This window comes from Acetobacter sp. UBA5411 (genome assembly GCF_002409645.1).
Taxonomy (GTDB): domain Bacteria; phylum Pseudomonadota; class Alphaproteobacteria; order Acetobacterales; family Acetobacteraceae; genus Acetobacter.
This window is the reverse complement of sequence record NZ_DHNR01000041.1, coordinates 199,892-220,104: the sequence shown is the minus strand read 5'-3', so window position 1 is coordinate 220,104 and position 20,213 is coordinate 199,892. Positions and strand designations below refer to the sequence as shown.

The 20,213-nt window shown below is 55.4% G+C and carries 14 protein-coding genes and 1 pseudogene; 7 read left to right on the top strand and 8 right to left on the bottom strand.

Features of this window, described 5'->3' with window-relative positions; genetic code table 11:
* Positions 1-14: 14 nt before the first annotated feature.
* Positions 15-1,751: pseudogene (locus B3759_RS16960) on the bottom strand (CarD family transcriptional regulator); the annotation flags it as partial.
* A 33-nt stretch (positions 1,752-1,784) separates the two neighbouring features.
* Entirely contained in the window at positions 1,785-2,105 is a 321-nt protein-coding gene (locus B3759_RS15685; RefSeq protein WP_291367379.1) for a succinate dehydrogenase assembly factor 2, read from the bottom strand.
* Positions 2,106-2,221: 116 nt separating this feature from the next.
* On the opposite strand from B3759_RS15685, the gene recG reads away from it, so the two are divergent.
* Complete coding sequence (gene recG / locus B3759_RS15680) at positions 2,222-4,348, top strand: ATP-dependent DNA helicase RecG (protein WP_291367377.1); 2,127 nt, start codon at positions 2,222-2,224, stop codon at positions 4,346-4,348.
* Between the two features lie 147 nt (positions 4,349-4,495).
* Positions 4,496-6,160 carry a GGDEF domain-containing phosphodiesterase gene (locus B3759_RS15675; RefSeq protein ID WP_291367375.1) on the top strand — a complete coding sequence of 555 codons (1,665 nt, stop codon included), beginning with the start codon at positions 4,496-4,498 and terminating at the stop codon, positions 6,158-6,160.
* A gap of 50 nt (positions 6,161-6,210) precedes the next feature.
* Here the strand turns inward: B3759_RS15675 and B3759_RS15670 are convergent, their stop codons facing one another.
* The 3 genes from B3759_RS15670 to B3759_RS15660 all read right to left on the bottom strand — a co-directional run bounded on the left by B3759_RS15670 (position 6,211) and on the right by B3759_RS15660 (position 11,657).
* Positions 6,211-6,378 carry a hypothetical protein gene (locus tag B3759_RS15670; protein WP_291367373.1) on the bottom strand — a complete coding sequence of 56 codons (168 nt, stop codon included), beginning with the start codon at positions 6,376-6,378 and terminating at the stop codon, positions 6,211-6,213.
* A gap of 178 nt (positions 6,379-6,556) precedes the next feature.
* Positions 6,557-8,770: an excinuclease ABC subunit UvrB gene (uvrB, locus tag B3759_RS15665; protein ID WP_291367371.1), complete on the bottom strand. Its 2,214-nt coding sequence runs from the start codon at positions 8,768-8,770 to the stop codon at positions 6,557-6,559.
* A gap of 106 nt (positions 8,771-8,876) precedes the next feature.
* A complete protein-coding gene (locus tag B3759_RS15660) occupies positions 8,877-11,657 on the bottom strand; it encodes an Rne/Rng family ribonuclease (protein WP_291367369.1) in 2,781 nt (926 codons plus the stop codon).
* A 687-nt stretch (positions 11,658-12,344) separates the two neighbouring features.
* On the opposite strand from B3759_RS15660, the gene B3759_RS15655 reads away from it, so the two are divergent.
* Complete coding sequence (locus B3759_RS15655; protein WP_291367447.1) at positions 12,345-13,205, top strand: N-acetylmuramoyl-L-alanine amidase family protein; 861 nt, start codon at positions 12,345-12,347, stop codon at positions 13,203-13,205.
* 93 nt (positions 13,206-13,298) lie between these two features.
* A complete protein-coding gene (locus tag B3759_RS15650; protein WP_291367367.1) occupies positions 13,299-13,769 on the top strand; it encodes a hypothetical protein in 471 nt (156 codons plus the stop codon).
* A gap of 86 nt (positions 13,770-13,855) precedes the next feature.
* On the opposite strand, the gene B3759_RS15645 is transcribed toward B3759_RS15650, so the two are convergent.
* Together B3759_RS15645 and B3759_RS15640 are read right to left on the bottom strand one after the other, a co-directional pair.
* On the bottom strand, positions 13,856-14,356 hold the full coding sequence (locus B3759_RS15645; protein WP_291367365.1) for a DUF2721 domain-containing protein: 501 nt from the start codon (positions 14,354-14,356) through the stop codon (positions 13,856-13,858).
* A 159-nt stretch (positions 14,357-14,515) separates the two neighbouring features.
* Positions 14,516-16,105, bottom strand: a complete 1,590-nt coding sequence (locus B3759_RS15640; protein ID WP_291367363.1) for a carbohydrate porin — start codon at positions 16,103-16,105, stop codon at positions 14,516-14,518.
* 393 nt (positions 16,106-16,498) lie between these two features.
* Here B3759_RS15640 and B3759_RS15635 point away from each other — a divergent pair, with 393 nt between their 5' ends.
* The 3 genes from B3759_RS15635 to B3759_RS15625 all read left to right on the top strand — a co-directional run bounded on the left by B3759_RS15635 (position 16,499) and on the right by B3759_RS15625 (position 19,580).
* Positions 16,499-17,422, top strand: a complete 924-nt coding sequence (locus B3759_RS15635; RefSeq protein ID WP_291367361.1) for an MBL fold metallo-hydrolase — start codon at positions 16,499-16,501, stop codon at positions 17,420-17,422.
* A 375-nt stretch (positions 17,423-17,797) separates the two neighbouring features.
* Positions 17,798-18,580 carry a sulfite exporter TauE/SafE family protein gene (locus B3759_RS15630; protein WP_291367359.1) on the top strand — a complete coding sequence of 261 codons (783 nt, stop codon included), beginning with the start codon at positions 17,798-17,800 and terminating at the stop codon, positions 18,578-18,580.
* A gap of 571 nt (positions 18,581-19,151) precedes the next feature.
* A complete protein-coding gene (locus tag B3759_RS15625) occupies positions 19,152-19,580 on the top strand; it encodes a DUF4167 domain-containing protein (RefSeq protein ID WP_349679305.1) in 429 nt (142 codons plus the stop codon).
* 192 nt (positions 19,581-19,772) lie between these two features.
* Here B3759_RS15625 and B3759_RS15620 read toward each other — a convergent pair.
* A partial coding sequence (locus B3759_RS15620; RefSeq protein ID WP_291367357.1) for a GGDEF domain-containing protein occupies positions 19,773-20,213 on the bottom strand: 441 nt, incomplete at its 5' end.

Genomic DNA, 20,213 nt, shown 5'->3' with positions numbered 1-20,213 from the left:
GCGGCGGCCGTGCGAATCAGTTCCCCCGCCATGTCGCGGATGCGCTCCTTCATCTTGGACTTGCGGGCCTGCCACGCCACGCCACCCAGCTTGTCGAGCGCCACACCGGCCTGATCCGAGCCAAAGCGGCTCAGCAGTTCGATGTTCTCAACCGGCAGATAGAGTTTCTGGCCGCCGTCATAGAGTAGGCGCAGGCAGTCATGCGGCGCAACGCCAACGCTGACCGTCTCCAGCCCGTCATAACGCCCGATGCCGTAGTCCTGATGGACAACCAGATCGCCCTCGGTGATCTCGCCAGCTTCGGAAATCAGTTCATCAGCGCGCCGACGCTTGCGCGGCGGACGACCAATGCGTTCACCCAGCAGATCCTGTTCGGAAACGATGGCGATATCATCGCCGACAAAACCTCGGTCAATGCCGAAGATCAGCAATCCGACAGGCCCCGCCTTCATCTTGCTGGCGGCATCCCAGCTATCGAACGTCTCGACCGCCACACGATGTTCCATGAGCAGCGTCTTGATCCGCTCACGGGAGCCTTTGGTCCACGCCGCGACAAAACAGCGACGCTTCGTCTGCGCCCATTGCTGCGCGTAATCGGCGATCAGATCGAAGACCTTTTCACGCTCGCCCTGCGGGGCCATCTTGGCGAACATGATGCCGGGACGACCGCCCGCATCGATCCCCTCCGCGCCATCCGGCTTGGCGAAGGGACTGAATTTCGTGACCGGGAAACGTGACAGCGCGGCGTCCCAGCCCTTGCGGTCGAGATACAGCAGATGCGGCGGCAGGGCGCGATAGGGCGTTTCTCCCTCACGCGGCGGTGTCTTTCGCGCTTCATAATGGTCCTGCACCATCTCCATACGCGCCGCCAGAGATTCATCCACCTGATGATCGAGCGAAATGGCCGGATTTTTCAGATAGTCGAACAGCGTCTCCATGTCCGCATGGAACAGCGGGAGCCAATGTTCGATGCCGGTATAGCGACGCCCTTCGCTGACGTGCTCATACAGCGAATCCGTCGCAGCGGCCTGCCCGAACTGGTCGCGCCATGCGGAACGGAAACGCGAAATGCTGTCAGGGTCGAGCGAAAACTCGGACACCGGACGGAGCGTCAGCCGCTCGGCCTTGCCCGTGGAACGCTGGGTGCCGGGGTCGAAGTAGCGAATGTTCTCGACCTCGTCGCCGAACAGATCGAGACGAACCGGCTCGGGCTGTCCCGCCGGAAACAGGTCGAAAATTCCGCCGCGTGAGGCGAATTCGCCCGGCTCCATCACTGTATCGGTGCGGGTGTAACCGTTGGCGATCAGCAGTTCGATCAGAAAGGACTGATCGAGACTTTCGCCCTGAGCCACGTCAAGCGACTGACCTTCAAACGCTGAACGTGGCGGCACACGCTGCATCAGGGCCGCAGGCGTGGTGAGAACGATCCGACCGCCTTTCGCCTTTGTCGGCTCAAGCAGGCGCGTCATGGTGGCGACACGCTCGGCGATCAGAACCGGATTGGGAGAAACGCGGTCATACGGGAGGCAGTCCCATGCCGGAAAGCGCAGAACCTCCGTCTTCTCCCCCATGTAGTCCAATGCCTCACCAAGCCGATTGAGCGCGGCATCGTCCTTGGCGACATGGAGAACCGGCCCGTTATGTTCACGGGCACGCTTGACCAGCAGGAGCGCATCAAAACCATCCGGCGCACCCCAGACGGTGGTCGCGGCTGTGGTGGCTGTCCGGGTGTTGCGTGCGTCCGCGTCCATCAGGGAGAGGTCCATCAGTCAGAGAGAAAAAGTTCAGTCTTCGCCGCGTTGCGCCCGGCAGTCCTTGATCATAGCCACCAGCATGGGAGTCTCGCGCTCTTTCGGCAGAGGCAGACGCCCGAACAGCCAGTCCGATAGATCTGGGTCAGGCATTTCCAGCACGGCTTCCATGTCAGTGAGGTCGGCTGCGTCCATTTTATCGACGTTTCGATCGACAAAACCGCCAATCAGAATGTCGGTCTCAAAGGTACCGCGATGACGCGCCCGGAAGACGAGACGTCGCCGCCGTGTCTCAAGATCGGCTTCAGAGCCCTGCGCTGATTCCGGGGCAGATACGGTTTCGTTTTGTTCCATGGCTGTGGTGTCCTATAGCCTCATGACTGATGCCTGTCAGCCCGACAAGAAAGGCCGTTGCGCCGCCCGTGTCCAGACCAGTTCGCCCGCAGACCCACTCACGGGCGGGTGAGGTCATGCCTGCCCCGCAAGAAACGGAGGCAGTGCAGCCGCCTGCCTGCGTCGCGCCGCTTCTGGAACCTCTGACCGCTCTCCCCGGCATTGGCGAGGCGACGGTCAAGCTGCTGTCGCGGCTTTCTGGCGGTAGCCGGATCATTGATCTGCTGTTCCTGATGCCGGAAAACGTCATCGACCGGCGCTGTCGCTCAACGATCGCAGCCCTTGATCCCGGCCAGATCGTGACGCTGACGGGAACGGTGACGCGGATATCCGAACCGGCGCACAGACGTCAGCCGCGGACGGTCACACTTGCCGACAACACTGGCACGCTCGATATCGCTTTCTTCTCGAAATGGATGGCCAAACGCGCCGTCCTGAATGCCGCCATGCAGGTGTCCGGTCGCATCGAGTTGTTCAATGGCCGAAAGGTCATGAACACGCCCGACTATTTCGTCTCAGCCGACGATCATATTCCTCCGCTCGATCCCGTCTGGCCGCTGACGGCCGGTCTGTTCGGCGGTCAGGTGCGGGCCGCGATGCGCCGCGCCTTTGCCCGCGTGCCGAACGGTTTGCCCGAATGGCAGAATCCGGCTGTCGTGAAAAAGCGCAACTGGCCCGATTTCAGGACAGCGCTGCTCTGGATCCACTTCCCCGGCGATGTGCCGGAGTTTCAGGACGGCGAGACATGGCGGGAGAGCCGTCGCAAGGCACGCGAGCGGCTGGCGGCGGATGAACTGCTGGCCGACCAGATCGCCACTCTTCTGGCGCGGGAGGCCAATCGGTCACGGCCCGGACGGTCCCTGAAAGGCGACGGCCATCTGCGTCGGGAAGCCCTCGCGCGGTTCGGGCACACCCTCACTTCCGCCCAGTCGAAGGCGCTGAGGGAAATCGACATCGACCTTGCGGCTCCCCGTCGCATGGTACGTCTGCTTCAGGGCGATGTTGGTGCGGGCAAGACGCTGGTGGCGCTTCTGGCGATGCTCCGGGCTGCCGAGGCCGGGGCGCAGGCGGCGATCATGGCACCCACGGAAATCCTCGCCCGCCAGCATTTCGCGACGTTTGAGCGGCTTTCTCCGGTTCCGGTCGTGTTTCTTTCTGGTTCAGTGCGCGGCAAAGCCCGACGCGAGGCTCTTGCCGCCATTGCGGATGGGTCCGCCTCTCTGATTGTGGGCACGCACGCCCTGGTTCAGGACGCCGTTCATTATCATGATCTGGCGCTGGCCGTGGTGGACGAACAGCACCGCTTCGGCGTCGGACAGCGTCTGACGCTCGGCGCCAAGGGCGACGCCGTGGACATGCTGGTCATGACCGCCACACCCATTCCGCGCACACTCCTGCTGGCGCAGTGGGGCGAGATGGAAGTCAGCCGTCTGGACAGCAAGCCCGCTGGTCGCAAGCCCATCCGGACGTCCGTGCATGGACCAGACTCTTTCGAGGGCGTGCTTGCCGGTCTTGAACGGGCGCTGAAGTCGGGCGCACGGATTTTCTGGGTCTGTCCGCTTGTCAGCGAGAGCGAGGCTCTGGACATCGCGGCGGCGGAAGCCCGGCATATCTCGCTGGCCGAACGGTTCGGAGAGCGGTTCGGTGTGGGGCTGGCGCACGGACAACAGGATATTGCCGTGCGTGAAGCGGCGCTGACCGACTTTGCCGAAGGACGTACGAAGCTGCTGGTGGCCACGACCGTCATCGAAGTGGGCGTGGATGTGCCGAGCGCCACCATCATGGTGATCGAACACGCGGAACGCTTCGGACTCGCGCAGTTGCACCAGCTCCGCGGACGGGTCGGACGTGGCGCTGCCGAGTCGTTCTGCCTGCTGCTACATGGAAGCGAAATGGGACAGGTCGCCCGTCAGCGCCTGAGTCTGCTGCGGGAAACGGAAGACGGTTTCCTCATCGCCGATGAGGACTTCCGTATCCGAGGCGGTGGTGACGCAACCGGAAAACGCCAGTCAGGCCTTCCGGACTTCAGGCTGGCTGACCCGGAGAATTGCGACATCGATATCGGCACGCTGCTCGTTCTTGCCCGTCAGACAGCAGAGACGCTTTCGGGACAGATGAAACGGCAACACGATGTGCCCGAAAATATTCTCTGTCTTCTATCCTTGTTTAAAAAAAATAACTTTGCTTCTATTTTACAGGCATAACCCACACAAGAGAGCTGTCTAACTTTTGATTATTTCGTCATTAATTTTAGATTTACAGGCCTCTGTTACCACAGAGAAGGTTCAATACAGAGGCACGCGAGAAGCCGTTCTTTCTCGTCAGCCTTTTTGGCAAAGGCCATGATTTCGATGAGTGATAACAAGGCAGACAAAAGCGCCCCGGATGTATCTGGCAGCGCCCTGTGCCATCTCCTGCCGCAGCTGCTGCCTTGTGAAGCCGCCATTATACTCGAAACAGGCTCGTCACCGAAGATCCTGTGTTTGAGCACGGATCATGAAACAACCTTTACAGCCTCCTCCCTGATTGAGGCATTGAAGCTGTCCACTGCGCGATTGTCCGCTGAGGGCGGGGTAGAGGCTGGCTTGTTCCCTGAGCCTGTTCATGGCTTTCGTTCCTGGGCCAGCAAACCAATTGGATCGAAAGACGGCCACAAGGTGCTGGTGCTGTGCCTGAACAGCGGCACGGAGCCTTTTCCGTCCCCGGCACTCACCAGACTGGCGACGCTGACAGCCAACATTACCTCTCCTGAAATCCGGAAAAAAGTCAGTCATACGGGACAGATATCTGATCTGACACGGTATCTCGATACACGCATCTCGCCGACAGAAATTTCTTCCTCCACGCCCTTGGCACTTCTCCGGCTTGATCTTGGCAAGATCAGACCCATCAATGACCGGGATGGCTGGCCCGCTTCCGATGCACTCATCGAAAGAGCTTATTCGCTGATCCGCGAGTTTATCCCCGCCCGCTGTTTTACTGTGCATCTGGGAGGCGGAAGCTTCGCCATCGTGATCCCAGTCGAAAAGGACGTATCGGAGGCGGAAACTCTTGCAAATGATCTGCTAAGACGCATGCAGGATGAAGTCATCGCCCCCAAGGACGGATTTCCTTTCGAACCGTATATTGGCTGGGCCTGTTACCCGTTCGATGCGCCGGATACACACACGCTGGTCAGCTTCGCGAACGCAGCTCTGGCCCGTATCAGAGGGCTCCGTGCAGGCCCCCTGATCAACCGGGTTGCCCCGGAGATTGCACATGCCCATGCGGATGAAGTCGGCATGGAAAGTGACCTTAGGCAGGCGCTGATCGACAATGCCTTCACTCTGAACTGGCTTCCGGTTCTTGAGACCGGAACAGAGCACGTTGTCACCTTCGAGGCGCTCTTACGCTGGAAACGGCCCGATCACGGCGATGTCGATCCGGCACAATTCCTCCGCTGCGCCGAACAGGCCGGCCTGATCGAAGATATCGATTCTTGGGTGCTGCACACAGCCTGTCATCAGGCCCAGAACTGGAAAGAGCCGCTGGGGTTGAGTGTGAATGTTTCCCCATCATGGCTCGCGACAGAACGGGTCGCCACGACAATCCGTTCAGCTCTTGAGACAAGCGGTCTTGACCCTCTCCGTCTTCAGATTGAGTTCTCGGAAAAAAGCGATTTCGGCTCTCTCGACATTGCCCGCAAGGAACTTGCGAGAATCCGAGGCATGGGCGTCCGGCTTATTCTGGATGATTTCGGAACTGGCTTCGGGGCGCTGGAACGTCTGACCAACTACCCCTTCGATCAGGTCAAGCTGGATCGTTCATTCGTACGCCGCGTCGGGGTCGACAGCCGGGTCGAAACGGTTCTCCGCTGCACGCTCTATATGATTCACGCCCTGAACATGACCTGCTGTGCAGAAGGCGTTGAAACCGAAGAGCAGCTTGGCTTTCTGGAAGCGCATGGATGTGAGGAAATTCAGGGCTATCTGATCGGACAGCCTACGTTGCGGCAACCCGATAGCAGGGCGGACTGACGCGTTTCTTTTCGCAACAGTTTGTCCCGCCCTTCTGGTTCCGTTTTTTGTCAGATCAGCTCGATCAGCATGATCAGAAACGGCACTGCCCCCAGAACAACCCAAGCGCCCATTGCGCAGGTTGCACAGAGACGAGCCGTTTTACGCCTAAGACGCGCGATTCCGGAAAGTGGTGAGACCGAGGTATCAGGTTTTTCCTGATTCATTATATGATTCATGAGGAATTTTCCCCTTGTATCTGTCCATCCAATAACCCGGCGGGGCAGAGGCGAGTTTCTGATACTAAAGGAAGCCTCATTTAAGGCAAAATCAGGGCGAAATTTCCCGTTTCCGTAAGGAATTTTTTCAAACACTGACGAGACGTTGCCTTTGGTGACGGACAACGCCACCAGCTCTTTATTTCGCCTTACTACGCCCCCTCGCCCTCCCGCGTTTTTTCTCGGGATCGTAGCCGCCTCCACCCGGACCGAGCGGTACAGGCGCACTGTTTTTCCGGCTACCACCCGCCCTCTGACGCGGCGCTGTCGGTGGTGGTGGCTCGATGCCCAGTTGCAGGGCTTCAAGTCGTTTGACTTCATCACGAAGGCGAGCCGCCGTCTCGAACTCGAGATCAGCAGCCGCCGCACGCATCTTCTTTTCAAGCTCGGCAATCGTCTGATCGAGATTCTTGCCGACAAACTCGTCGGCTTCAGCACCCTGCGTCGGCGTGACGGTCACATAATCCTGTTCGAACACGGAACCGACAATGTTACCGATCTGCTTGCGCACGCCCTGCGGCGTGATGCCATGCTCGGTATTCCAGAGAGACTGCTTTTCACGACGACGCGCCGTTTCCTCAATGGCGTAACGCAGGCTGTCAGTCATGCGATCCGCATACAGCAGCACCCGTCCGTCAATGTTACGGGCAGCACGGCCAATGGTCTGAATCAGGGACGTCTTCGATCTCAGAAAACCTTCCTTGTCAGCATCAAGAATCGCAACAAGCGAACATTCCGGAATATCCAGACCTTCACGCAGAAGGTTGATTCCAATCAGCACATCGAAAGCGCCAAGCCGCAAATCGCGAATGATCTCGATCCGTTCGAGCGTATCAATGTCCGAGTGCAGATACCGAACCTTGATCCCGGCCTCATCCAGATATTCCGTGAGATCCTCGGCCATGCGCTTGGTCAGCACAGTGACAAGCACACGCCCTCCCTTGCCGATCGTTTCCCGACACTCAGCCAGCAGATCATCCACCTGCCGTTCGACGGGACGCACCTCCGTCACAGGATCAATCAGACCCGTGGGACGAATAACCTGTTCACTGAAAACACCAGCTGTCCTCTCCATCTCCCAGGGACCAGGCGTCGCACTGACAAAAAGCGTCTGAGGGCGATAGGCCTCCCATTCCTCAAATTTCAGCGGACGATTATCGAGACAGGACGGCAGACGGAACCCAAACTCGGCAAGCACGGATTTACGCGCATGGTCTCCCCGCTCCATGCCGCCAATCTGCGGCACCGTCACATGGCTTTCGTCTACAATCAGCAGGGCATCTTCCGGCAGGTATTCGAACAATGTCGGCGGCGGATCACCTGCGGCACGACCTGACAGATAGCGTGAGTAGTTCTCAATGCCTTTGCAGACGCCGGTTGTTTCCAGCATTTCCAGATCAAAGGTCGTGCGCTGCTGCAGACGCTCTGCCTCCAGCAGCTTGCCGTCCTCAATGAATTTCGCGAGCTGCTGCTTCAGCTCCTGCTTGATGCCTACAATCGCCTGATTGAGCGTCGGACGCGGCGTGACATAGTGGCTATTGGCGTACAGACTTACTTCCTGAAGATCGGCCGTCTTTTCACCCGTCAGCGGGTCAAACTCGATAATCTGGTCGATCTCGTCACCAAACAGGGACACCCGCCAGGCACGGTCCTCGTTCTGGGACGGGAAGATATCAATGCTCTCTCCCCGCACACGGAACGCACCACGCACAAAGGCCGCATCGTTGCGTCGATACTGGAGCTCCACCAACCCTTTTATCAGCTTGTCACGGTCGATTTCACCGCCGACTTCCAGCCGCACGACCATGCGGGAATAGGTTTCAACCGATCCGATACCGTAGATACAGGAAACCGACGCGACGATGATGACGTCATTTCGCTCAAGCAACGCCTGCGTGGCCGCATGCCGCATCCGGTCAATCTGTTCGTTGATCTGGCTGTCTTTTTCTATGTACGTATCAGAGCGCGGCACATACGCTTCCGGCTGGTAATAATCGTAGTAACTGACAAAATACTCGACCGCGTTGTTGGGAAAGAATTGCTTCATTTCCCCATAGAGCTGGGCTGCCAGCGTCTTGTTGGGCGCGAGAATGAGCGTCGGTTTCTGTGTGGCCTCAATAACCTTCGCCATGGTGAAGGTCTTACCGGAACCGGTCACACCAAGCAGAACTTGATCCCGCAGATTGTCCTGCACACCAGTGGACAGTTCACGGATTGCCGTCGGCTGATCACCGGCGGGCTCATACTCTGACACCACTTCCATGCGGAAGCGCTTCTCCTTGGGAGGCTGGCGCTCAGGCTGGAACAGAAGGGCGGGATTTCCCTCAAGGGAGGATCGGGAGCGAGTGGCCATTTCGTGAACATGGGCGTTCATCGCTCAACCCGCAAGAGACAGAAACGGGGACTGAAGCATCTGCCTCGTCCCCGTTTCCATTAGCTACGTCTCAGAAGAGAACGGCTTAACGACGCCACCAGCCTGTGCGCGGCTTTGCCACAGGTGTGTCCTCATCAATGATCTTCGGCTCGACCACGACCGGCTTCCGATCATTTTTCGGAGCCTCTTCCTGCGTTGCAGGGGAAGATTCGACAACCTCAGCCGCTTCAGTGGCCGGAGTTGCCTCCGTGCTTCTACGTGTCCGGCGGCGACCACGCGGAGCAGGTTTTTCCTCGACTGCTGCCTCTGGTTCCGCTTCCGGCGCAGAAGCAGGCTCAGCGTCTTTCGCTTCAACCGGCTCTTGCTGCACACCCTGCGCAGTATCCACGGCGTTTCTGGAAGCACCAGAGCCCCGACGTCCGCGGCTACGACGACGTGCCGGACGGGCCTCCTGCACAGGCTCTTCACCTTCAGTGACCTCGACCTCAGCCGCCTTCACGGCATGGTCAGTCTCACCACTCTCTACCTCGATAGCAGCAGGCTTGGGTGCTGGCGCAGACTTCGGTTCAGACGATGCTTCAAAATCGACCTGATCCATGATGTCGAAGATATCAAAGCTACCGCCAAACGGATCTGCCGGTGTCGGTCCACGCCAGCCGGAAGCAGCCGGTGTTTTGGCGGGCTGGCTTCTCTCGTTTGTCTGACGCGGCTCAGCAGGCGTCCGTGCCTGTGCCTGAGGAGCAGAAGGCGTCTTGCGAGAGTAACGGGTGCGGTTACGACCCGGAACCAGATTTTCATTCGGTTCCGCCGCAGGTGCAGGCACGCTGTCCGCATAGGGGTCTTCTTCGGCAACAGGCTGCTCGCCTGTGCTTTCAGCCGTCACGCCTTCTGCGTTGCGTGTCTCCGCCGTACCCTCTTCTCTCGGTCCACGACGACGGCGACGACGGCGACGACGACGACCGGTGCCATCACCTTCACCACGCTCATCCTTCTGTGCCGCCGCAGGATCACGGGCTTCATTTGCTACAGCGGGTGGCTCATCGCTGATGGCGATGACCTTTGTGCGCGTCTCTGTCGACGCAGCCCCATCCTTCCGGGCCGAGGAATGACGGTCCGACGCAGCGTTCTCATCTTCGGCAGGGGCAGCAATCGCAGGCGCATCGAAGCGGGCCGTCTGCGCACGACGACGTTCGATCCGGATCTGCGGCGCAGGCAAAGACTGATCCGCGGAAAAGATCACGTGCATCTTGTGACGTGTCTCAATGGCCGTCAGCCAGTCGCGCTTGTTGTTGAGAATGTAGAGCGCAATCTCACCAGCAACATATACGACGATTTCCGCCGCACGACGCTGACCACCCTCATCCTCAACCGCACGAAGCACATGCAGGGCCGAACTCTCGATACCGCGCACGATACCGGTGCCCTGACAGTGCGGACATGGCACAAAGGCCGACTCAGCGACGGAAGGACGCAGACGCTGGCGCGACATTTCCAGCAGCCCGAAGTGAGAGATTCCTCCCACCTGAATGCGGGCGCGGTCATGACGCAGGGCATCCTTCAGACGCCGCTCGACCTGAGCATTGTGACGCCGGGATTCCATGTCGATGAAGTCGATGACGATCAGACCGGCGAGATCACGCAGACGGAGCTGACGCGCCACTTCATCAGCAGCTTCGAGGTTGGTCTTGACCGCCGTTTCCTCGATATTGCGCTCGCGTGTCGCACGCCCCGAGTTGACGTCGATCGCCACCAGCGCTTCCGTCTGGTTGATGACCAGATAACCACCCGAACGGAGCTGGACCGTCGGCGACAACATCCCGTCAAGCTGGCCTTCAACCTGATAGTGGCTGAAGAGGGGCTGGTTTTCCTTGCGCCACAGCTTCACCCGCTGGGCGCTCTGCGGCATTAGCATCCGCATGAAGTCGCGGGCTGCGCGCCAGCCCTGTTCGCCATCGACAAGAATTTCATCGATATCGCGGGTGTAGACGTCACGGATCGCCCGTTTGACGAGGCTGGCTTCCTCGTAAATCAGCGCCGGTGCGACCGAATTGAGGGTGTGTTCGCGGATCTCGTCCCACAGATGCAGCAGATACTCACAATCGCGCATCACTTCCGGACGGGGCCGCTGCCCTCCAGCTGTGCGCACGATCATGGCCATGCCACGCGGCAGCTGGAGATCCGCGATGATGTCCTTGAGCCGCTTGCGATCAGCGACCGAGGTGATCTTGCGCGACACGCCACCACCACGCAGGGCGTTGGGCATCAGCACGCAATAGCGTCCGGCCAACGAGATGTAGGTGGTCAGGGCTGCGCCCTTGTTGCCGCGCTCTTCCTTAACGACCTGCACCAGCAGGACCTGACGACGACGGATGACTTCCTGAATCTTGTAGCTGCGCAGGAAACGGGCCATGCGCTTCTGCACCATGGCTTCTTCGCCGGTGTCAGTCTCGCCGCCGACATAATCTGGCGTCTGCTCGGAGGAAGTCTCCTCCCTGCTTTCTTCAGATCCGGTGGTTTCTTCAGCCTGCTCCGTCTCATCCGTCGCGGGGGCTTCGTCTGTCAGATCCTCTTCGGCAGGTTCTTCTTCCTGAAGAGCCAGCAGCTTTTCACGGTCAGCAACCGGGATCTGATAGTAGTCTGGGTGAATTTCGCTGAAAGCAAGGAAACCGTGACGGTTTCCGCCATATTCTACGAAGGCCGCCTGAAGGCTGGGCTCAACGCGGATGACCTTGGCAAGATAGATATTGCCTTTGAGCTGCTTGCGATTGGCAGCCTCGACGTCGTAATCCTCAAGACGGTTCCCGTCCATCACAACGACGCGGGTTTCTTCCGCGTGCGTCGCGTCTATCAGCATACGCTTGTTCATAAAAAAGGAAACTCCGGTGGCCCGGCGCTCGTCCAGACGGGCGCAGCCAACCAGATTGGAACAAACCAACATGGAAATGGGCGCCGCGCGGGAGCGCTGCGGGCAAATCGACTATAGGATCGGGGATAACGGGCGTGAGCGACACTCGGGAGACAGTGATGCCGGCATGACAGTCCATCACTGACAGCGGAAATGGGGCATAAAGAGGATACTTACGCTCCCTGCCCTTCCCTTGTTCCGCCAGTGTGTCCAGACCTGCTCTCATCCGCCCTTGTCGATCAGTATAAATTAGGCCTGACCCAAAACGCAGCCGCTCTCTGCATGATGAAGAAACGGCTTGCCTTGGTCCGGGCAGCGTGGATAACCGTCACAGACGGGCCACATGCTCGCAAACATGGCCGAAACCAACAGAGTACGCAAGCCATCGGATACAACTGTATGTAACCGGGAGTGAATGCAGCCGCAACGAACCCCACACTCTCCTGACATAATCGTCGTTCATTAATGACTTCCCAACGTCAGCGTGGCAAAACATCACAAGCCTTTTTCAGGACGCAGTTCATGGCTCAGAAACCGGATAACGGAGATACAGTGCCGACCCACCACCTGCTTCCCGGCAAATCATTCCGGCAGGGTTGCATCGCCAAGGCAGCGGATCCACTCCCTCCTGAAGCCCTATCCGGCCTTATGGGCCTCGCCCTGCCCCGTAGAACCGCTCTTCTCGCCAGCCTTGCGCCTCTGCTTCCGCAAGTTGCTTTGGCCCGCACAGGAAAAAGTGCGCACGTTTCCACTTCGTCGCATGTCCATAATACGAATACGCTCCATGCCCCCGCCATCATCAGAGGCGCAGCGCCTCCGCCACCTCTGGTGATGCTGGACCCGGGTCACGGAGGGAAAGATCCGGGCGCTATCGGTTATTCCGGCACATATGAAAAGCATGTCTCTGAAGCCGCCGCCGCCGAACTGGAACGGCAATTGCTGGCGACAGGCCGCTATCGGGTAGCGCTGACCCGCGCCAGTGACCGCTTCATCCCACTGGAAGGACGCGTGGAAATGGCGCAGGCGCACAAGGCCTCCCTGTTCATTTCCATGCACGCCGACGCACTGCATGACTCTGCCGTCCGCGGCGCCAGCGTTTATACGCTTGCAGGTGCCGCATCGGACTCCCAGACCGCCATGATCGCCCAGAGCGAGAACAGCGCGGACCTCTTCGGTGGGCCACATGTCCATGCAACATCACCGGAAGTGCAACAGATACTGGCCAGTCTGGTTTCGGAAGAAACACGCCGGGGATCGACCCGGATCGCCAATCAGGTTGTTTCCTCCTTTCAGTCGCGCATCTCGCTGCTGTCGCATCCGCACCGCCATGCCGCCTTCGTCGTGCTCAAGGCGGCCGATATTCCTTCGGTGCTGGTGGAAATGGGCTTTATGTCCAATCGCAGCGATGAAGCCGCCCTACGTCAGGCCGGCCATCGGGCCATGGTCGCTGGTGCCATGCGGGATGCTGTGGATCGCTATTTTGCCACGGCCCGCATCGGGGTTGGTTAAAATCCGTTCATACAACTCAAGCTGCCTCATCTACGCCATCAGTGCGTTTCACACTCACGCAATACGATCCAGTCAAAGAACAAGGGAAAATTCATGATCGCAACATCCAGACAGTCCGGAGCCCTTGTAGCCGGGGTCTTTTTCGCACTTACGCTGGGAAGCGCTTCATCTTTTGCGCGCACTGTTTCGTCCACCTGTGACAATAGCGGTTTCATTGAGGCTCAGCAGGCCTTTGAAAATGGCAGAAAAAAACAGGATATTCCTGTTCATATCTGCGGTCAGGTCATCGCTGTTTCGGAAAAAGCCAAACACACACGCAGCGGCTGGCATGGTTATTTTTATGTAAATGTCGGACAGGGCATTTCAATTCGCGTAGTCAGCAACCTTGATGAAATCAATGCGCCGGAATGGCCATGGGTGCGGGATGGTGACATGGCTGACATTGTAGGGCGTTATTATTATGACTCCCCGCGCAGTCAGGGGATCGACTGGACACACAGAGGCACCAGTCGTTCCTGGGACATTCCCGGTTATGCCATCATCAATGGCAAACGGTTCGACTGAAATCAGAAACGCCTTTTCCTTCTGCCGTCATGAAGGAAAAGGCGTTTTTAAACTGGCAGACAGAAGAACTGTTTTTCGGGTTACAGTTAAGCTGTTTTTCCATCCGATTTTTTAACGCTTTTCGGGAGTGGACCAACTTTTTTCAAACTATCCCACGACAGAAAGCAGTCCCCGAGAAAAGATGCCAGCGACGCAATCGTGCAGAGCAACGCGGCCCCAAACAGCCCTACCAGCCATAGAGCAATCGAAGCATCCCTGACGGTGCCAAGAAAAAGCACGAAAGCAGCACCGCATGTCATGGCTCCGGCAAGGCCGCCAAACATGATGGCCATATCCAGAACCATGACACGCTTCTGCAAACGCACGAAATGCTTCTGCAGCTTGTGCCGGGCTTTGCTGTCCTCTTCGTCCGTGAGCAGATCAGAGGCTTTTTCAATCTGATCTGCAACACGACTTGCCCGTGTATTCAACAGATTCAGCAGCGTTCCCACACCTGACAACATGAAAACCGGCGTCAGAGCCGTTTCAATCAGATGCGCAACATCACCGGCAGAATCAGAGGCAAGAGCGGAAAGAGGAAGAGCCATAATCGAACCACGCCGTCACAATAGAGAGCACACTCCCTACAGAGAACCATGCGAAACTTCAAATAAAGCTAAACAGGGTTGCCTGTGAAAAGAACCCGCACGACATCCCGTCCGTGCACCCTGCCCTCCACTACACAGGAAAACAGGGCGGCAATTTTCTTACAACGCAGCGAGAATTTTCAAACCACCCAGAATAGCATTGGGGATAACCGAGGTTTCTCCCGGACGCATTATATATTCAAACACAGGCTGCATCACGAGGCCGGGCACAACCGGAATACCGTAATAGGCTTCCAGCGTGGCGGCGTGCGTCTGGGGACCATTGACATACGGCCCCATCGACATGCCCGCCATCTGACGCAAGCGCTGCCCCTCCGTCAGATTGTGACTGATCTGATAGTAGGAATACATCACACCGAAACGGTCGAAAGGACGGTAAGGAAGAATGCCGAGCAGTGACGCGCCGACATAAAACTGATCAGACCAGACCGAGACGCTCGGGGTATTATGAATATACCCGGCAAGCAGATATCCACCCGCCATCTGATGATCTCCGCCCTTACGGTACACCATCTGATCAGCTTCAAAGTAGAATGTATCGCGAGGGCCGCCATTATGCCCCAGATAATCATGCCTATAAGCTGCCGGAATACTGCCAAGCATGTCGTCATAATGACTTGTGTCGTGCCCAAAACCGATCTTGTAATGGCCCGGGAGTTTCTTTTTACCGAGAAACGGCTCCCATGCCAGTTCGATCGGCAGCATGACACCTGTATGCTCCTCACCACCCCAGGCCCATCCCGACGGATTCGATGTCAGCGGTCCCGCAGCGTATACGCCTGTCGTCAACGTAAGATCTCGAACCGGCCTCAGACGAATTGTGCCGCCCCAGGTCGCTTTCGGATACACACTCCAGCCTGCCTGCGATTTGAGAGCGACAGGCGCAGAGCACTGAATCATGAATGTGCAGAGCAGAACGGATGTTGCGTAGGTGTGCGTCAGGGTCAGTCGACCGACGTTAATGTTGACCTTGTTGTGGAAAAGAGATTTCTCAAGGTAGATATCGGCCAGATGGGCAGCCATATGTCCTGACAGGCTGTAGACTTCCGACAGCAGCATACGATGGTCGCCGACATAATCAGTTGTAACCTGACGTCCCGCACGCTCCATCATGACGGCATGCAGAATCCAGCCGTTCCACCCAACAAGCTTACCCAGATCAAACCTCGTGGTGAGTGTCAGTTCATGGGCATAATCCATACCCTTGGAGAGACCGCCGCCTGTATTGGCAATCCCCTCACCTTTGTAGGCAAACTGGAAGCTGAACCCACGGTCCTGCATCCACTTACGCCACGGCTGCAACTGAGGCACCAAGTTACCGAACGTCTGGGCAGGAACATAATAACCTGCAGACAGATCACGCTCGCGAATGGCGTCGTCTCTGTTGTTAAGCAGCGACGAAATACTTTCAGTGTCAAACAGACTATCGAGACGCTGAGCCGGCGTTATGACCGTTTTTTTGGGGGCTGCATGAGCGGGCGCATCATAAGGACCAACCTTTTTCTGCGCCGAAGCAGATACATCCGCTTCCGAACGCTGTACGATCTCCTGCTTTTCCGCCCGCACCTCCGTGGAACTGGCAAAAGAAGCCGCCAGCACCCAGAATGGAGCACACGCAATCCAGCCATTTCGACGCGAAACAGCAATCACCCGGTTACCGGAGAGGGGTATTTTTTTTATTTTTTTCATTACCACTAACTCACCTTGACCCGCCGAGACGTACTACGAATTACCCCCTCTTCCAATATTAGCGGGATCGCTTCTTCTCTCAATTTCCAGCGAATGTTGCAAAGCGACAACACAATTTTTCGTTATAAAAACCACAAGATAAGAAAATTGTTTATTTAAATAAACTAAATATATTATATAAATACAAAACTTAAATACTTACATTAAATCACCATTAAATGCAAAGATGTTGTTTTGAAAGTGATAATTTTACTCAAATCCATTCACATAACAATAAAAATTATATATTTTTGTTGTAAATATACGAAAAGGAAAGGAATTCATGTTTCGATTGACGCAAGCATCGCGCAAGCGTATTTTACGAAAACACTTTTATAACATGAAAGATTTTTCATGTCAGACGACAATCTTGCCACCGCGGCCCGTCAAATCGAACACGCCATTCTCAATCCTGATCTTAGACCAGTCGTGAAGACCTTCTTTGACGAGACCACCTTTACGGCAACTCACATTGCTCATGATCCTGTCACACAAAAAGCCGTCATAATTGACAGTGTTCTTGATTACGATGCCGCATCAGGGCGTACACAAAACACATCGGCACAACAGGTTCTCAACTATATTCAGGAGAACGGACTTACTGTTGAATGGCAGTTGGAGACACATGCTCACGCTGATCATCTTTCTGCCGCCGTCTGGCTGAAGGAAAAGCTTGGAGGCAAGATTGCCATTGGTGAGAACATCACTCATGTGCAGGATGCTTTTGGCAAAATCTTCAATGCTGAAAAAAACTTTTCTCGTGATGGCTCACAATTTGATAAACTTTTTCATGATGGAGAGACATTTTCGGTTGGAAGATTGCCAGCCATAGCCCTGTCTGTACCGGGACACACTCCGGCTGACATGGTCTACATCATTGGCGACGCAGCTTTTATTGGCGACACACTCTTTATGCCGGATTACGGGACCGCTCGCGCCGATTTTCCTGGCGGTGATGCACGCCAGCTTTATCGGTCCATTCAACGCCTCCTCTCTCTTCCAGATAAAACACGTGTTTTTCTCTGCCACGATTATAAAACGGCAGATCGCCATGACTTCATGTGGGAAACAACAATTGGCGATGAACGAAACAATATCCACGTTCATAAGGGTATTTCAGAAGATCAGTTCGTCACCATGCGAACCAACAGGGACAAAACCCTTTCCTTACCTCATCTGATCATGCCTTCCGTTCAGGTGAATATGCGCGCTGGACATCTACCAGAGCCTGAAGAAAACGGTGTAAGCTATATAAAGATTCCTATTAATCGTATGTAACATCTACAATAGTCTGTCGGTAAATATGATTACTATCAGGGCGGCATTTGTGACGTGACCGCCCCTTTCTCGTCGACGAACAGATCAAGACGTCCCCGCGTAACTACATCATCAGCACTATTGTGGTTTAAACTTTTTTATCGTGTGGAGGGATGAATACGGCATCATCCCCTTTTTGATAGTTATACCTCAATCGCAAATACGTAAGATGTTTTTAAAATTGATGGGCAACAAAATATAACCTCATATTTCCTGGTGAATTTATCAAGTATATCCAAGACAATTTAACGATCCAACACCTCCATATCGGAATGGGCCCAAAAGGTTTATAGTCATCAGCATGACTTTCTTGGCGAAAATCCAATATCCGCAAACATGCAAATTAGTATGAGTCATGTAGCGCTGGAAATTTTGTCCGGTGTGCCGGTTGGCTTCACGCTTGGACTGATCGGCGGCGGAGGCTCAATCCTTGCCGTCCCGCTTATGGTCTATCTGGTTGGCGTGAAAGATCCTCATGTTGCCATTGGTACAAGCGCTCTCGCTGTAGCCGTTAACGCTCTTGCTGGATTGGTACAACACGCCCGCAGCGGGACGGTGCAATGGCGATGTGCAGCCGTATTTGCTCCGTGTGGGATGGTAGGCGCCATAGGCGGTGCCTGGCTAGGAAAAGCGATGGACGGACAGAAGTTACTGCTCTTATTCGCTTTCCTGATGATAGGCGTGGGAATCACGATGCTTCGTGGACGTCGTAAAACTGATTGTGAAAAAACAAGTTATACTCCCAAAAACATGGTGAAAATTGCCAGTTTTGGGACAGGAACGGGCCTGTTATCAGGCTTTTTCGGCATTGGAGGAGGTTTTCTGATTGTGCCGGGCCTCATGGCCTCAACTCATATGCCGATCATCAATGCTGTAAGCACATCATTGGTGGCAGTGGCAGCTTTTGGTTTCAGCACCGCGTTAAGCTATCTCCTTTCAGGCTACATAGATTGGGGTTTGGCTATTTTCTTCATTCTGGGTGGGATTATCGGCACTTACAGCGGCAGTTATTGTGCGAGGGTTCTATGTAAAAAGGGCGATCAGCTAACAACTATTTTTTCCAGTATTATTTTTGTCGTCGCTGCGTATATGATCTGGCGCGGGTTTCAGACACTCTGATTCCAAAGATGGCATTCTTCGATTCAGTCGCCACGCACCTTCAAGCGCCTCAATCAAAGTAGCCGCATCCTCACTCCAGACCCCGTTCGTGCCAGCAGGCTGAGTTATCGCTCGCCATTGCTGCGACGCACCAGAGCGTTCGATACGCACTTCCCAGTCATCAGGCAGGCGAGACAAGACTCGCTCCAGGCGTTGAGCAATCCCGGCCGGTTTAGGATGATTATGACCCATTTTTCTCATTTCGTATCAGAGCATTATGACGCATCGCCCTTCCTCCATACTATATTCATTTGGACACAGCATCTACAACGATAACGATATTATCACCCAGATTGCATATCTATCCTTGCATGTACCGCATTATTGTGATCAAAGTAGCTCCAGCATTGGCAGAAGCGGTTAACTTATCATTCATACCGTTCGTACCAATAGCCCCTCTAAACCTCTTGGATGCCTTGCCAAATGAAGTGTGAATACGCTTCAGAATATAATGGCGAGGATAAGTCAGGGGTTCAGTTCGCTGTCCAGAGGACCAATCGATTGAAAACCAAGAAGGCATCGTGGTAACGCCATGAATATAAAGCGCATGCGCAACCGTAATCATCGTCCCGGCGGAAGCAACGGCGGAGGAGGCACGCGCCACCAGAACGGTCAGATACCTCTTAATCGTAATCATGTATTTGACAGTAATGGTCCAGAGGTTCGCATTCGGGGCACTGCACAGCAGCTCTTCGAAAAATATCTTCAGCTGGGACGTGATGCTACGAGCAGTGGAGACAGGGTCCTCGCAGAAGCCTATTTCCAACATGCAGAACATTATTTCCGCATTCTCAATGCCATGAATCAGGCTGCACAGCAGGCGCAGCAGGAAAGACAGGAACGCTCCGCCCGGGCCAGAGCTTCTTATAAACAGGACGCTGAATCTGCCCCGGAAGATGAGGAAAACCGGAACGATCCTCAACCCGAATCTTTTCCTGCAACAGAGGGTGCTGCTTACTGATTTTAATCAGCAAGCTTACCGCCCAAGCTGCATAAATTTAATCGTCACAAGGTATGGGTTACTTTCTTTCGCTTAGTTGCCATCAATAATCACCAAGCGAAAGAAAGACGTACAAAAAAATTCCAACATCTTGATACACAAAACAGATCAAAAAATGTGATATTCGACCATTTTATAATTCGCTACTTTCATTCAATCAGCGACAACAATACAATTTCTTCCACGTTTTTTGCCTCTGTACAGTGCACGATCGGCACGTCCAATCAATGTGGATGTCGTGTCCCCAGGCAGAATAACAGCTAAACCTATACTACAGGTCGCAACTACTTCAGACACACCGTAGATCATCGGATTACGCAAACGTTCATGTAGTTTCGTAACGTGAGCCAGCAGTTTTTCTGTAGAAGAAACGGACATGAACACCACGATCAGTTCTTCTCCGCCATAGCGTCCACAAATAGCCGTTGACCCTGCGAACTTGCGCAAACACTGACCGTATTGCTCCAGAACATAATCACCACCCTGATGACCGAGGGTATCGTTAATCATCTTGAAATGATCAATATCAATCAGTGCAACCGCGATAAGTTCATTCGGAGAAATGGATGCTATTAGTTCATCAAGCTCATCAAG